The organism is Acidobacteriota bacterium (assembly GCA_016713675.1).
Lineage (GTDB): Bacteria > Acidobacteriota > Blastocatellia > Pyrinomonadales > Pyrinomonadaceae > OLB17.
Genome location: JADJOS010000001.1, coordinates 1,677,174 through 1,692,076 on the forward strand (window position 1 = coordinate 1,677,174; position 14,903 = coordinate 1,692,076).

Consider the following 14,903-nt stretch of genomic DNA (forward strand, 5'->3'; position numbering starts at 1 on the left):
CTTTTAAGCAAAGCCATAGGTAAAATTCTCGTCCTTATCGACGCCTACATGAACCGTTGCGATCCCTTCGCCGCTGGCCATTCTCGACAATACTTCGCCGCTCATTTCAGGGAGCAGCGATCCGGTCAGAATGTTATAAACATTGCGAGCTCCGCTATCGACATCGGTGCAGCGTTTTGCCACCGTCTCTATGACGGATTCGTCATAAGAAAATTGCGCATTGTGATTGTCGCGAATACGATTCTCGATCTTTTTGAGCTGAAGTTTCACGATCAGCCGCAAAATGTCGTCCGAGATCGGATAATACGGTACGGTGACCATACGACCGAGCAAAGCCGGTTTGAACGCCTGATTAAGTTCCGGTTTGACCGCATCGACGAGGCCGCCGGGTAGCGGCTTAGTATCGGGATCAGCACAGAGTTTCATTATGGTGTCGGTTCCGACGTTTGAAGTAAGCAGAATGATACAGTTTTTGAAGTCGATCTCGCGACCCTCGCCGTCTTCGAGAACACCCTTATCAAACACCTGAAAGAACAACTCCATCACATCAGGGTGGGCCTTTTCGACTTCATCGAGCAGGACGACCGAATACGGTTTGCGGCGAACGGCTTCGGTTAAAACTCCACCTTCGCCGTAGCCGACATATCCCGGAGGCGACCCTTTGAGGCTCGAAACTGTATGAGCTTCTTGGTATTCACTCATGTTGATGGATATCAGATTGCGTTCACCGCCGTAAAGCGATTCTGCGAGGGCAAGTGCTGTCTCTGTCTTACCAACGCCGGACGTTCCAACCAACAGAAATACACCGATCGGACGTTTCGGGTCAGTTAAGCCAGCTCGGGCAGTACGGATCCGCTGAGATATTGCATCTAGAGCGTGATCCTGTCCAAGGACACGCTCGCGAAGTGTTCCTGCGAGATTAAGAACTGCATTGATCTCATCGGCAACCATTTTGCCAATCGGAATCCCGGTCCAGCCGGATATAACCTCGGCAACCGTCTGGCCATTTACCACCGGCTGCATGAGCGGATCGTCGCCCTGAATTTGCATTAGTTCCTCATTAGCTTTTTTGAGTTCGGCTTTCAGAGATTCAGTATCGATCGGTTCCGCAGGCGCCGCAACGGTCTGTTCCGTCGCAGATTCAGCTAATTCTGCAGAGGCCTCTGTTGCATTTTGCTCAACCGGTGAAGGCGGTCCGCCATTCCCGCCGTCCTGCAAAGTAGCGGCACTTTCGAGCCTCGACATTTCCAACTTCAGTCGAATATTGCGAATGCGTTCGGTCAGGTCCTTCTCTTTTGCCCATTGTTCCTTCAGTTGAGCGAGTTCGGCCTCGGTCGAACTCCGTTTACCGATCAATTCGGCGAGCCTGGCATCGTGACCAGCTCCGGTAACCTGTTCTCGTTCGAGAGCATCGATCTCGGAACTCAAGTTCTGGATCCGCCTTGTCGCGTCTTCGACCGATGCCGGAGTCGCTCCCTGACCTATCGCTACTTTTGCACATGCTGTATCGAGTACCGAAACGCTCTTATCGGGCAGTTGCCTGCCAGTGATGTACCGAGCCGAAAGTTTTACACATTCGACGATCGCTTCGTCGAGGACGCGGACGTTATGATGCTCCTCCATTTTGCCGAGCAGGCCGCGCATCATGGCAATTGCCTTTTCTTCATCCGGCTCTTCGACCTTAACTACCTGAAAACGACGTGCGAGAGCCGCATCCTTTTCGAAATACTTTTTGTATTCGGCCCACGTCGTCGCAGCGATGGTCCGCAGTTCGCCACGAGCGAGAGCAGGTTTAAGAAGGTTGGCAGCGTCATTTTGTCCCGCTTGCCCTCCGGCACCGATCATCGTATGAGCCTCGTCAATGAACATAATGATAGGTTGCGGCGATGATTTGACCTCGTCTATCACCGATTTCAAACGCTGTTCGAATTCTCCTTTAACACCGGCACCGGCCTGAAGAAGTCCAAGGTCAAGTGAACGGACCGAAACATTTTTCAAAGGATCGGGGACGTCGCCGGCAGCAACGCGGGCCGCAAACCCTTCGACAACCGCAGTCTTTCCGACTCCGGCTTCGCCCGTCAGAATAGGATTATTCTGGCGGCGGCGAGTCAATATGTCGATTATCTGCCGGATCTCGCCGTCGCGACCGAGTATCGGGTCGATCTTACCAGCGGCAGCCTTGGCCGTAAGGTCTTCTGTATATTGGTCAAGAGCTTTCGTTTTTCCAGGAACTCCGCTTGCGACTGGAGCCCCGTCAGATGTTGTGGCCGTTTCACCCAATGCAACAGCATCACGCTCCTCGGCCGAATCTACGGTGATGTCGGCGAGCTTTGTTTGCATGGATTCGGCTGAAATATGATTAAATTCACGCGAGATCTCACGCGCGATTCGTGCGAGGCTGTCATTCAGTACCAAGGCCAAAATGAGATGGCCGCTTCGGACACGGGCTGCGCCGAAATCGACCGACGCAAGCAGCCACGCATCCTGTATCCAACGCGGAAGCCGGTCACTCAAGCCGGGAGTTCGGGTGTTTCCTTTCTTCAGACGATCGAGAGCATCACCAACATCCTTGTTCAATCGGTCAATGTTGACCTCGTAATGATTGCAGATCTTATGAAGGTCAGTGTCGTCTTGCTCAAGCAGCTTCGCTAGAATATGCTCTATCTCGACATCATAATTAGTTCTGGAAAGGCATAATCCGGCAGCTCCCTCCAGAGCATTTCTGCAAGTATCATTTAATCTGCCGACCAAGGATTTAAGATTTACGTTCATAACAATTTTCCCCCAAGTTTCCCAACAAAATAACTATAAGCCGAGACCTGCTATTGCAGTACCACCTGGCCATCGTCATTTGTGAAGGGTTTTGTTTTCAGATATGTGGTCCACCCTAATGCCGGCTTTCGTACCGCCCGCGTAGTAAGTATCGTAGCCGGCACCGCCTTTGCTGCAAGTATGAGTTGAAGATCGAAATCGAACTCGAGCCCAACGTAGAATTTTACTATCGAACGAAGCGAAGCGTTTGCCGTACCGTTCGGTAGGAAAGCTTGAAACCGTTTGAAGTCAAGTGGCCCAAGACTGATACGGATTTTTGATTGCTGATCCCAAACTCGTGTGCCGATGATCGCATTTCCCCCCAAACAGCTATTGTCCTTGCCCAACTTGCTTATATCTTCCGGGCCCAAATGCAGCCATTGTCCGAAAAATTGCACAACCTTTGCCTTCGTTTGAAAATGATCACTTATGATATTTTCGAGAGCATTGACGTTGTGAGGTCTTTGAGAAATCAGCCCGGCGTAGGGAAGCAACGCCTCATCTTCGAGATCTAGATTTCCGCACAGGCCTTTTGTGCCAAGACCGGCAAAGTCGAAAAGATATGATGTGAAATCGTCGCTTCCTTGCTCGTATGCCGCCGGAAAACGATATTTCAGCCATGAACGATAAAACAACGAAACGGCCCGATGCGTGAAGATGTCGAGAAATGACCACATCGCGGTATCGCGGTGACGTATGCGGTCAAGAACTAGTTCCGTGTAATGGGTTGGCAACACCCCGCTAACACCCACAAGTCCCATGAAATTCACAAGCATTTCGGTCCGGTCCGCGGTACCGTCACGGCCTTCGATCTCATTGATCTCGTGGATCTCACTTGACGGAAAATCAAGGCCGATCCGCGATCTGAACCGAACCACCTCTTCGCCCGGTAATGCCGTTCCGCCAACTGTATGACGATTCGGCTTTAGCTTTTCCAGTATCCGTACCGCTTGAAAGAACTCAAACGAATACGGCTCTTCAAAAAGCTGTTTATTTAATGACTTTTGTGCCATTTTTATTCGGTTATAATAGATCTTGCTCGCCGGCCCGCGGCGGAAATCGCTTGATGATCTCTTCACGCTGTTCGGTCATCAAAACCATTTGATTAAAGGAGTTTATCGATGCGTAGAGTCCCAAAAACCGCTCGATCACAGATGCGAACAAAAACATGCCGCTGCCAACGTATTGTTCTTCATCCATAGTTATCGTGGTTTCAAGACCACGAACAAAACCGGCCCCAATGTGCCGACCAATCTGACGAACGACCTTGCGAGTTTCGATTCCGGTGATTCCCAGAATTTGCTTTCGCGACACATTGGAATCGTCAAAATTGTAAAGGTGGAGGATCTCCTGCAAAGCCTCGGCAGTTCCATTGTCATTGTTGACAATTGATAGATAGTTCAGGTTAAGATGCGAGATCAACCTCCAATGTGCTGACCGTCGCTGTGGCGGACGGATCGTCTCCGTCGGTTTCGTTAAGCACCTAACCCGTGAAAGCAGAGCAGTCCCTTCAACCTCAAAATCACCTTCCTTTCCTCCAAACGGAAGCTTCGCCGGTAAATCACGATTCGTACAAGTTGTTTTTACGTTGAGAACCTCGACAGCGGGAATGAGCGGGTCAAAGTTCATATCGACCAGCGACATAAAAATTTCAGTCCCTTCGTCGTCGGGTCGCTGAGAGGGTCGGCGAACGGCATACCAAAATGATTTCTCCATCTGCTCGCCATACGCGTGTCTCATAGAATAGAATGGCGAGAAATCCCGAGTAATATTGGATTGCGGATCGCTTGTGATCACTTCGTCAACGGAGTAGATCTCCGTAGATCCTTGGCGATGCACATCGGGGATCACCTGGTATTCATATCTCTTTTGCGATAAATATATTGGATCTGCCAGCTTTGAAAACAAATTTACGATCGGCGTACATCCTAAACGGAAAGATTCATTTGAGATAGGGGCCACGGGTGGCGTGATATCTTTCAAATGAATCAAAATGTCAAAATGACTACCAAATTGTCGGGCGATCGCCTGATCTAAACCATGCAGATCAAAGAACAAGAATTTATATGGAAAGGCGAAGTACTCGCTCAAGAGGCGATAGCCCATGAACGATCGCTTCGTGAAAGGAAGCAACGATTGATCTTCGTCAAAACCTACAGCCTTAATTACATCTGTGGCGGGAAACACGACGGGATCGGGCAGTTTGAGTGATACATTTGTAAAAGTCTTGAGCGTCCTATCTCCAATTGGGGGCTCTTTGGCACGAAATTCGACTGAGGTCGCGTGATTGAAAATGATCTCGTACAAAGGAAATACAAGCTGCGGGTCACCGTCAAGATAAAACCTGATCGATTCCGGCGGTTGTCCGGTTCCGCCGTGTTTCATTTCGTGCAAATTGGCATTGCCGAAACAGTGCATCGCGATGCGGATCGTACTATCCGCAAATTTGCCTCTGCCGTCTTTCGGTGCGGCCGATTCGAGAGCAGCGGAATCGATCTCGATCGGCAATAGATCGACATCATAGGCTGTTCTAAATCGGCACGGGCTGCCTTCGATCGGTCTTGAATTCAATCGTGACCCTCTCTCCATCGTCTGCACGGCCGTCAATTTGTCATTAGGCGAACCATATGTGAACTGTGCGATCGCCATCGACGGGATAGGTGCAAGGTAATGAGGGTAAAGGACGTTAAAAAATGCCTCAGTGATCTCAGGTAATTCGTCGTCAAGCTTCAGGCCGATTCGACCCGTTAGGTAGGCAAAAGCCTCGATCATCCGCTCAACATGAGGGTCTTCGATCTTTTCTTCATCGAGTTCGAGACGGGCAGCGATCTTTGGATAGCGCCGGGCGAATTCCGCTCCCATCCGGCGCAGATAAACGAGTTCCCGCTCGTAATATCCTAATAGTTCGTCTCGCATTTTCGTGGGTATTATAGCCTAGAAAAGTAATAAAATTGAAACACTATGTCAGCCGGTGGAGGCAGCGGTCAAAATAGTCTTAGCCTACTTTTCGAATATTGCGAACTCTCCGCTTCCGGTTTGGAGTACGGTATCAAATACTATTGGTTCCGGTGTCGGTTCCACGTCCAAACTTGCCTCGATTCTGAATCTCAACTGCCGGTCAGCATTTTCGACCGGTTCGAGCGTAACTTTTGGTGATAGAAATCTTGGTTCAAAATACTTAATAGCGAGTTCAAGAGCTTTTGTGAGCCGCTTTTGCTCCGCCGGGCTCTTAGGGCTCATTCCCATGATATCCGGCAATCCATAGAAGGCAACGGAACGACGAACCTCGATATTGTCGATGTCATCTAGGTTGCCATGACACCTTGTATTCAGCAGCCATTCCAAATCTCGGCGAACTGCCGACTTGAGTTCATGAAGACTTGTCGAGCGAGACTTCGGAGCCTCCGTCGAGACATTTGGATCTAAATCAATGAGTCGGTCGAGGACGGATGGTGTGACTCGAATCTCGAGGTCTTTGCGGGCCATATTATTCTATCGATAACTGCGGAAATTAAAAGAATTTTGCAGGACATCGTAGCGGTTCCGAGTACTTCCGTCGCAACAACGTCCTGCAAATCAATTTGAAAGCTAATCGACTAGACCGCTTTGTTGAGTTTCAGGTCATAACCGGCCTTGATCGCACCACCGAGGGTTCCATCCGGCTTCTGTTCTTTGTACTCGATCTCGATCTTCGCGAAGTTGAGCGAGAGTTGTTCCATCGGGAGGACATCACTGTGGCCCGAACCACCGGTTTGGAAAGACGACACCAAAATATCGGTGAACGTAGTTTTCAGGAATTCCTGCTGATCCTTGCCGGCTTTGCGGCAAACCAACACAGCCTTCTTGATATGCTGACCTGTTGCACACGCCAGGAATAATTTCGGTGATGCTTTGCTGACTTTCATGACAAAATGAAAATCCTGCATTTGAACTTTACCGGCGCCGCCGCCGCCGCCGCTTGAATGCGATCCCGCTTGGGTTTCGCCAAAGGACCAGGATTCGATCTGGATCTCGCCCTTATGTTTGTGGTCCATGCTCTCGCCATCAATTCCGTCTATCTTTAAGAAATAATCAACTGCTGCCATTTTTTTGCTCCTTAATATCAATCTATAAACTGGCTAACGAATTTATTTCATCAGCTACAAATGAAAGACGAACGGCAAAATACTTTTTGCGGATATTCCAAAAAATATCCGCAAAAAGATCATTTGACCTATCCGTTCGCCGGCGCCGGCAGATCGGCGACGAGCCGAAGTGAAACAGAAAGCTCGTCCAATTGGAAATGCGGCCGCATGAATGCGACAGCTCGATAGCATCCGGGCTTGCCCGGGATCTCAGAAACATCGACCCGAGCTTCACGCAGAGGGTACTGTGCTTTCGTCGTCGGGCTTGCTGTGTCGTCGTCTGTTACATAATTGTTGATCCACTGATTGAGGAACATTTCGCAATCCTTACGAGACATGAAAGAACCGATCTTGTCCCGCATCATTGACTTGAGATAGTGAGCGAATCTTGAAACCGCAAAAATGTACTGCAGTTGTGTTGAAAGACGAGCATTCGCATTTGCAGCGTCCGAATCATATTTCTTTGCCTTATTCGCAGATTGGGTGCCAAAGAACGCTGCGTAATCCGTTCCTTTGCAGTGGACGAGAGGGATAAAACCGTTATCGGCAAATTCCTTCTCTCGACGGTCGGTGATCGCGACCTCGGTCGGACACTTCATCGCCACTTCGCCTTCGTCCGTTTCAAACGTATGTGTCGGCAGACCTTGGACCAGGCCACCCCCTTCAACACCGCGAATTGCCACACACCAGCCATACATAGAAAACGCCTCAGTCAGACGCGTTCCCATTGCGTATGCGGCGTTGCCCCACAGATATTTCTTATGGTCTTTGCCATCCACGTCTTCTTCAAAACGAAACGTTTCCGTCGGTTTGGTCGCCGCACCATAGGGTTCACGCATCAGTACATGAGGCATCGTGAGGCCCACATAGCGGGCATCTTCCGATTCGCGGAAGCTGCGCCACTTCATATATTCTGTACGGTCGAAGATCTTGGCGACATCGCGGACCTCTGACATTTCCGAAAATGAATCCCATCCGAACATGCCTGCCGAAGCAGCACTCAAGAATGGAGCGTGAGCGGCGGCAGCAACCTGTGAAATACTCTCAAGCAAGGCCATGTCCTGCGGATGATTCCCAAACTCAAAATCGCCGATCAAGGCACCAAACGGAGCTCCGCCGAATGTTCCATATTCTTCTTCGTATACTTTCTTGAACATTGCTGACTGGTCAAATTCAAGAGCTCGTTCAAAGTCCTTAAGCATGTCCTTTTTCGTTACGCTCATTACCTTGATTTTTAGCATCGGGCCGGTCAAGCTGTTCTTGATCAAATGATGAAGTCCGCGCCATGAGCCCTCGAGTTTCTGGAAGTCCTCGTGATGCATGATCTCATTCATTTGTGCCGAAACGAGTCTGTCGATCTCGGCAATACGGGAATTTATGGCGACGTCCATGTTCTTTGACATCGTCAGTTCACCGCTCATTACCTGCGAAACAAATTCGCCGATCATATCTTTCGCGCGCTCTTTTTGATAATCGTCGCGAGCCATCCGTCCGTCGGTCAAGATCTGGTCAAGTAGGCCTCCGCCCACCTCAGTCTCGACGGTCTGTACCGAAGCATCCTGTTCTTTTGTCTTTGCCATCTTAAATTAATCCTCCTTCGCGTCGATACCTAGTTCGCTGCTTAGTTCCTTCTGCTTATCGACATTCGAGATAATATCCTCGAGCATCGATTCAAGCTTGTCGTTACCGTCCATCTTCGAGCGAAGGTCGGCAAGTTTCTGCCGGGCTTCGACCAATTTGCGAAGTGGCTCGACTTGCTGAACAATCTGGTCCGGCTCAAAATCCTCGATATCCGTGAACTTGAGTTCTATGCCCAATTTGCTTCCATCGTCAGCCAACTTGTTATCGACCGTATACGCGAGCCGAGGGGCCATGCCTGCAAGCACCTGATTAAAATTATCGGGATCGATCTCGACGAACTTGCGGTTCTTAAGTGCAGGAAGAGCTTCTTCCGGTTTTCCGACAAAGTCCCCCATCACGCCTATCACAAACGGCAGTTCCTTGAGTTCGATCGCACCGCCGACCTCGACATCGTATGTGATCTGGACTCGAGGCGGGCGGACCCGGTCGATCTTATGCTGTAAACTTTCTTTTTTTGGCATTCTTTTTGTCTCCTTAGGCTTAAACCGTTTTAATATAAAAATAAAAGATCATTGCAAATCCAGCCCGATCTATCGCCGCCCACGTGGGTAGCAACTTTGACGACAAGGCTCTACCACTCATCACTGTTTGAACTTGTCGACTCTTCTTCGACCGCACTTTCAGAACTTGTGCCCCAACCATCATCCGAACTGATCGGTGCGATGCCGCCGAGCCCAAGAGTTTCGCGCAACTGAAACAGGACGTTTTCGTCTTTGATAACGTCTTGCAGCCATGTCTCGAGAGGCATATTTCCCCATTTGACCGCTCGCTGGACGAGATATGCCACAGGACTGTGGGGTTCCGTCCGCTGGAAAAATGCGGCGATCTCACCTAAGCGTTTAAGAGCCTCAGGACGGCTTCGAACCGGCCCGCCGCCGCCGCTGACGCTGCTGACCACCTCGCCCTCGCCATTTACAGAATCACCTGAGGATTCGGGTACGTACGAATCATTCTCGTCCGGCTCTTCGGCTCGCTTTCGTTCGAGAAGTTTCTTTGCTTGCGCATGAACATCATCGAGTGCCTTGTGCAGATTCGACAGACCAGGCATTTGATTGCGGTCATACCTTTCCTCAATGACCCGGTTCAACTCGGCAAATGCGGACCAGCATTCATCTATAGTGAAATTCGTCTGTTCACAAAAAGTACGCCGGGTTTGATTTAAAGCTGCTTTCCATTTGTCCGAAGTGACGCGATTCTCGGTTTCGGCCTGCTGTTTTAGGTCGCTGTATTTTGCTTGTGTCTCTGAATCGAGCATTTCGAGATTGTCAGGAAAATCAAAACGCTTTGCGTCCTGCCAATCAGAATACCCGTAGCCGGCTCCGGCTGTGATCGGGCAAGTGCGTACAGCCGTCGCTCCCTGAGCGTCGAGCCATGCGATCGCGTTCGCACGGCCTTCCATATCACCCTCGTCGATCTCCGGATGCAAGGTTTCCCAGAAGTTATCTTGCAGGCCCGCGACGAGTTTTAAGCTGTCGCGGAGACCGGCGAAACCATTCAATTTGATAAGTGCTTCGGAAAGCCATACGGCAATTTGGAGGTCCTTGGTTTGATCGATCAACGCCGGTGTTGCAATATCGACAACCTTTCGATGATCGGCGACCTTCAGTTCGGTCTGCCATTCTCCTTGATTGACATCGACATCCGCACGGCGAGCCTCGGCTATCTCGTCGTAAAGGCCGGAATAACGCAGGCTCTCGCCCGACGGATTTTCATCCGAAACGGGCTGAAGCAGTGCGTCAAGATCAATCACGGACGGAATTTGAAGTTCGTCGCTCATCAAAAAAGGCTCCTTGCTGTAAAGACAAAGACGGGTAATTCTTAATTAATTGCCGAATTCGCGAGTATCATAACTGAATTTTGCGCAAAAAGCATTAAAAATAATACTTTTCGCGATCAATCATATTGGAATTCTATTGTCTGTATATCGAGTATTGAACGGTCTTTCCCGTCCATCCAAAATAGCTTTGTGCCTTCACCCGTAAACAGGTCATTGCCGATGTCACGCCAATTAGTCATTCTGCCCAAACGCACCACGTCATTGTCGTGCTTCCATGAGCCGCAATACAGTGCGGGGAAGAACATCTCTCCGCTCGTCCCATTGGTCATATCGACTTGTGCCTGCAACCAGTAGAGGTCGCGGAGCGATTTCGGAGGCAAGAACTCGATCTTGTTGATGTTCTCGAACGGAAGCCACGTGTAGGAGTCTTTGAATATCACTTCAAACAGGCACATCGTCGCATCGTTGTAATCGCGAAAATCTTCGATGTCGTTGCCGTTGACTTTGCATGAGAACGCCGGCCGCTCTTCCTCGACCGTATCAAGAATTACTCGGGCCTCGCCTGAATTGCCTTCACGAATGCGGTTATTAGCGGCGAGCAGATCTTCAATGTACGAAGGCGGAGGTGCAAGTATCCCGGGCTTAAGTCCATCGGCGAAAAACTTCATACGATCCTTTTCAGCACGAAGGCACTGACGGAAGATCATCGAACCGATCAACGCGTTCGCATCCTGATGGCCGATCACATCCAACTGCTTTTCGGCCCTTTCCCAATCGCCGGAGAAAAGCGACAATTCGAAAAGAAAAATACGGGCCTGAATGTTCGTTGGATTCGCCCGAACGAGGTCAAGGGCCGCGTCAACAGCACCGGCGAGGTCGCCGGCGTCGAGTAGTTGTTTTGCTTTTTCCATATCCTTATGCCTATTTCAAAAATGTCTGAGGTGCTTTGACCTGCCGGAAAACATTCTTGTCTAAAAGATCGCCACCGCTGGGCTTGATGGTCGCCGAGATGGCCTTGCCACCGACAGAGTAGCCTAATGAATATTCACCGCCAGCCTGTTTCGCTGCCTTGCCGGCATCAACAAAGCGGAACAGACCCCAATTACCCGGGAACTTTAGCGACGCCCCGCTTGTGTCGGATACGGTCGGTTTGGTGCCCGATGAGGGGGTCGAAGTACTTACAGGCGGCGGTGCGGAGGTAGTCGCCGGTGCCGATCCGGCAATGCTCATTATCACACCCGTCTCCGCTGACGCCGGAGCCGGGAACGTTCCCTTGATCGACGCAGTTCCCTCGGAAGTTATTTTTTGACCATCAATGACGATTTCAATGATGGCATCCTTGCCGGGCTTGAATGCAAATTCATACTCGAACTTCGGTGTCGCACCGGTTCCAAACAGAGCTTTTCGCAGAGCAAATGCATTATTCAAATAGGCAATAAACTCTTCGCTGAACTTAACTTCGGCGGTATCTTTCAACTTCAGGGCACCATTCGATTCTTCAAAATACTTCTTCAACCGTTCGTCATAAAACTTGGACAATTTACCGTCAACCGGATTAAGGAATGCGGTCAATTTAGTTAGATCGGCCTCGGCGGTGCCGTCTTCGAACGGATAGCCTTTCTCGATCTCTTTAGCAGCCGGTAAGATCACTTCCGTCCATTCCTTTCCGATCTGAGTACGAGCATCGGCGCCTAGCAGCGTTTTGAGATTGCCAAGGGGCTGCTGGATCAATATCGCGACTTCCTGCGACGACGGCGTTTCATTAAAGCCCTGAATTAGATTCGAGATCGCCGTTTCTGCTTTTCGCAATCCAAGTTTGTCGGTATCGTTTGCCAGTTCCTGAGCAATTTGCTTCAAGGCATCAGCCGAAATACCATTAATAGCATTTGATATTTTGCCGATCTCGTTCCGATATTTCTCAACTGGAGCATTTTCCTTATCTTCTTTCTTCCCGATGAAGGTAAACAATGGCCGGAACTCCTTCTCAGGTGCAGTGCTTCCGCCGGTGTCGCTATTTTCCTCAGTAAATATCCAACTTTTGAACCATTCCCACCAGCCCTGAACCTCAGGCTTTGCCGACAGATTGGTATTCTTACCGATCTCGATAAGAAGGATCTTTATCGGCGAATTTGCCGATGAAAAGGCCTGTAATGCAGTAAATGCAGTTTCTTTATTCTTGTAGGGCTTGACATTGACAGCCTTAACAAATGCTCGCCAGTGATCAGCATAGTCGCGATAATAACGTTCTTCGAGCTTGGATGCATCGGTTGTTTGAGCGACATCTTTCTTGCCGACTTCACCCATCACCCAATCGTCCTCGCTGAGTTTTTCGTTCGCCTCAGCGATCGCCTTTTTCATCAACTGAAAGCCCGGCTTAGTGTACGCGCTTGGCACGGAATAGTTGCCGTCGATCAGGCTGACGTCTGCCCCATTCCTCGAAAGGATCGCATCAACAGTCGCCAGCCCGACCTTGTCGTCAACGATCTTGCTTATCTCGGTGACCTTTCGCTTGTAATAACGAAAGACAGCAGGAAATGCTTGAAGTTTCTTGCGGGCATCATCCACCAATTTACCGTCCTGCATTATCCGAGGGAATCGATAATCATCGTCATCACGATCGACCTGTTTTGCCCAGAAATCGAGTTGCTGGCCGGCAACGAGCTTGAGATCAGGGGGTATTTTTGATTCGGTCGTCCAATGATCCTTGAGAACGGTCGAGATGTGTGTCGGATCCGCTTTGTCCTTGAACGGGCCCGTGAGCATTAGGTAGGCCTTAAGCAAGTCATAGTTCTTACCGAGAACAGTCTCTTCCGCGTCGGTCAGCTTTCCAGAATTTACGACCGGATTTGAATCGGCAAATTTACGCAGGTCACCTTCTATCTTTTTGACCGTCGCCGTTTTATAGCGGTTTTCGATCACCGACATGTAGATCTTGAGCAGATGCTGTTTGTAAACACGGTTTCCCGAATACAAGCCCATTCGCATATACCAAGGTGCTCCATTTCGCTCGTAATCATCGAGTTTTACCAGCAGTTCGCGAAGCTCTTCGGTGGCGTTGATCTCTCCACGGATCGATCGTTCATCAGCTTTCGCAGGGTCTTTGTAGGCCTCGGTTTTGGTGATCGTCAGTAGTTTATCACCTCGATCGCGGGCCTGATCGAGCATTTGCTTGTTGTTGTAGAGAGACACACCAGAGAGAGCCAAAAGCAGTGCGACGAAGCCCCCGCCGATCAGTGTCATCGCCCAGCCGAAGATTGGAGCTTTTTGCCTCTGAGCCTGGAAGGTTGCGACAAGATCACGGTCACGCAAAATCACATCGCGGAAAAGCCTTTGTGAAAAAAATGTCGGGCCTACCGTAACCGGTATGTTTGACGCAACCTTGACCGGAGCAGTGGCAGTGAAGTAAAAGCCACGAAGAAACGGGCTTTCGCTAAATGGATTGGGGCGAAAAAGCGTCGAAATAAATGCACCGACCTTTCTCCTCGCCGAACCGAAATGCAATGGAAAATTAAAGATCCTGAGCTGCCTGACCGGAGAAAAAGGAGCTGAAAGCCGCACGATGCGTCGCTTCATCACGGCATCCCGGAGAACTTCGAATTCCGGATCAAACTGGGCCTGTGCGTTCTCGCTTTTTTCAAGTGGAATCGTAGCTCCCCAAACAAGGTCTCTGCCCTCGTTCTTTGATACCGAGAACGAATCCTGAAAACCCTCGATCCCGTCGCTGTGTGTAAACACCAAATAGACAGGAAATCGCACTTTCAATCGTTGCACAGCCTCATCCAAACGGCTTCGAAGGACCTTCGCCGCTTCTTCGGTCTGACGTTCGTCGGACTTGATCGTTTTGTCACCGTCGATCGCGAGGATGAAACCGTCGATCGGGCGATTGGGACGGTGTTTACGGATCAATTCGAGTAGTGCGTTCCATTCGTCGGCGTCCAAACCTTCTGTTTGGTAGCGTCCTGCGGTGTCAATGAAGACCGCTTCGCTTGTCACTCTCCAGTCAACATTCGAGGTTGGGCGGACGATCTTCTGCTCGGATTCGCGCTGACTGGCGAGTGTCTGAAAATTGAGATTCGAACCGATAACGAGCGAACTCTTACCTGATTTCGGTGTTCCGGCAACGATATACCATGGCAAAGAATAGATGGCGTCCTTGCTGCCCGAACCGAGATTCGAGGACTTGAGAAAATCAACCGTTTCCTGGATCCCGCGTTCAAGGTCGCCATAGGTGCCGCTCGGGGCCTTGAGCTTTGCCGGAGTATCAACCTCCGGGTTCGCTTTGTCAGATTGTGCCGAAGTGTTTGCAGCCGCAGCCTCTTCAGCAGCTTCCCGTCTCTTCCGTCTGCGCGCGACCAGGTAGGTAAACAGCAAAGCGAATGGAAGCGTGAGCAGTACAAGAGCAATAAAAATGATCCGCCCGTTGGTGCTGATCATGTTTGATGGCAGCATATAGGCAACAAGCCCCATAATGCCGTAAAACGACATCATGCCGCCGATACCGAAGGCATATGTTAATTGGCTTGTGTGCCAGCTGCTCATAAAAAAATTGC

At 50.1% G+C, this 14,903-nt stretch carries 10 protein-coding genes; all 10 read right to left on the bottom strand.

Going from position 1 to position 14,903, the window contains the following annotated elements; genetic code table 11:
• Positions 1-3 precede the first annotated feature (3 nt).
• Positions 4-2,772: a type VI secretion system ATPase TssH gene (gene tssH, locus IPK01_07675; protein MBK7933371.1), complete on the bottom strand. Its 2,769-nt coding sequence runs from the start codon at positions 2,770-2,772 to the stop codon at positions 4-6.
• Positions 2,773-2,822: 50 nt separating this feature from the next.
• Positions 2,823-3,824, bottom strand: coding sequence for a type VI secretion system baseplate subunit TssG (gene tssG, locus IPK01_07680; GenBank protein MBK7933372.1), 1,002 nt, complete (start codon positions 3,822-3,824; stop codon positions 2,823-2,825).
• A 10-nt stretch (positions 3,825-3,834) separates the two neighbouring features.
• Positions 3,835-5,727, bottom strand: a complete 1,893-nt coding sequence (gene tssF, locus IPK01_07685; GenBank protein ID MBK7933373.1) for a type VI secretion system baseplate subunit TssF — start codon at positions 5,725-5,727, stop codon at positions 3,835-3,837.
• An 84-nt stretch (positions 5,728-5,811) separates the two neighbouring features.
• Entirely contained in the window at positions 5,812-6,297 is a 486-nt protein-coding gene (gene tssE / locus IPK01_07690) for a type VI secretion system baseplate subunit TssE (GenBank protein ID MBK7933374.1), read from the bottom strand.
• A 110-nt stretch (positions 6,298-6,407) separates the two neighbouring features.
• Complete coding sequence (locus tag IPK01_07695; GenBank protein MBK7933375.1) at positions 6,408-6,896, bottom strand: type VI secretion system tube protein Hcp; 489 nt, start codon at positions 6,894-6,896, stop codon at positions 6,408-6,410.
• Positions 6,897-7,024: 128 nt separating this feature from the next.
• The gene (gene tssC, locus IPK01_07700) at positions 7,025-8,515 is read right to left on the bottom strand and encodes a type VI secretion system contractile sheath large subunit (protein ID MBK7933376.1); all 1,491 of its coding nucleotides are present in this window, start codon (positions 8,513-8,515) and stop codon (positions 7,025-7,027) included.
• 6 nt (positions 8,516-8,521) lie between these two features.
• On the bottom strand, positions 8,522-9,037 hold the full coding sequence (tssB, locus tag IPK01_07705; GenBank protein MBK7933377.1) for a type VI secretion system contractile sheath small subunit: 516 nt from the start codon (positions 9,035-9,037) through the stop codon (positions 8,522-8,524).
• 110 nt (positions 9,038-9,147) lie between these two features.
• Complete coding sequence (tssA, locus tag IPK01_07710; GenBank protein MBK7933378.1) at positions 9,148-10,353, bottom strand: type VI secretion system protein TssA; 1,206 nt, start codon at positions 10,351-10,353, stop codon at positions 9,148-9,150.
• 116 nt (positions 10,354-10,469) lie between these two features.
• Entirely contained in the window at positions 10,470-11,264 is a 795-nt protein-coding gene (locus IPK01_07715) for a tetratricopeptide repeat protein (GenBank protein ID MBK7933379.1), read from the bottom strand.
• A gap of 10 nt (positions 11,265-11,274) precedes the next feature.
• Positions 11,275-14,892 (bottom strand): type VI secretion system membrane subunit TssM, encoded by a 3,618-nt coding sequence (gene tssM, locus IPK01_07720; GenBank protein MBK7933380.1) that lies wholly within the window; start codon positions 14,890-14,892, stop codon positions 11,275-11,277.
• Positions 14,893-14,903: the final 11 nt, after the last annotated feature.

Coding starts and splice junctions, on each gene's coding strand:
- IPK01_07695 (MBK7933375.1), bottom strand. CDS start 6,896: ATGGCAGCAGTTGATTATTTCTTAAAGATAGACGGAATTGATGGCGAG.
- tssG (MBK7933372.1), bottom strand. CDS start 3,824: ATGGCACAAAAGTCATTAAATAAACAGCTTTTTGAAGAGCCGTATTCG.
- tssA (MBK7933378.1), bottom strand. CDS start 10,353: ATGAGCGACGAACTTCAAATTCCGTCCGTGATTGATCTTGACGCACTG.
- tssF (MBK7933373.1), bottom strand. CDS start 5,727: ATGCGAGACGAACTATTAGGATATTACGAGCGGGAACTCGTTTATCTG.
- tssH (MBK7933371.1), bottom strand. CDS start 2,772: ATGAACGTAAATCTTAAATCCTTGGTCGGCAGATTAAATGATACTTGC.
- tssB (MBK7933377.1), bottom strand. CDS start 9,037: ATGCCAAAAAAAGAAAGTTTACAGCATAAGATCGACCGGGTCCGCCCG.
- tssM (MBK7933380.1), bottom strand. CDS start 14,892: ATGAGCAGCTGGCACACAAGCCAATTAACATATGCCTTCGGTATCGGC.
- IPK01_07715 (MBK7933379.1), bottom strand. CDS start 11,264: ATGGAAAAAGCAAAACAACTACTCGACGCCGGCGACCTCGCCGGTGCT.
- tssE (MBK7933374.1), bottom strand. CDS start 6,297: ATGGCCCGCAAAGACCTCGAGATTCGAGTCACACCATCCGTCCTCGAC.
- tssC (MBK7933376.1), bottom strand. CDS start 8,515: ATGGCAAAGACAAAAGAACAGGATGCTTCGGTACAGACCGTCGAGACT.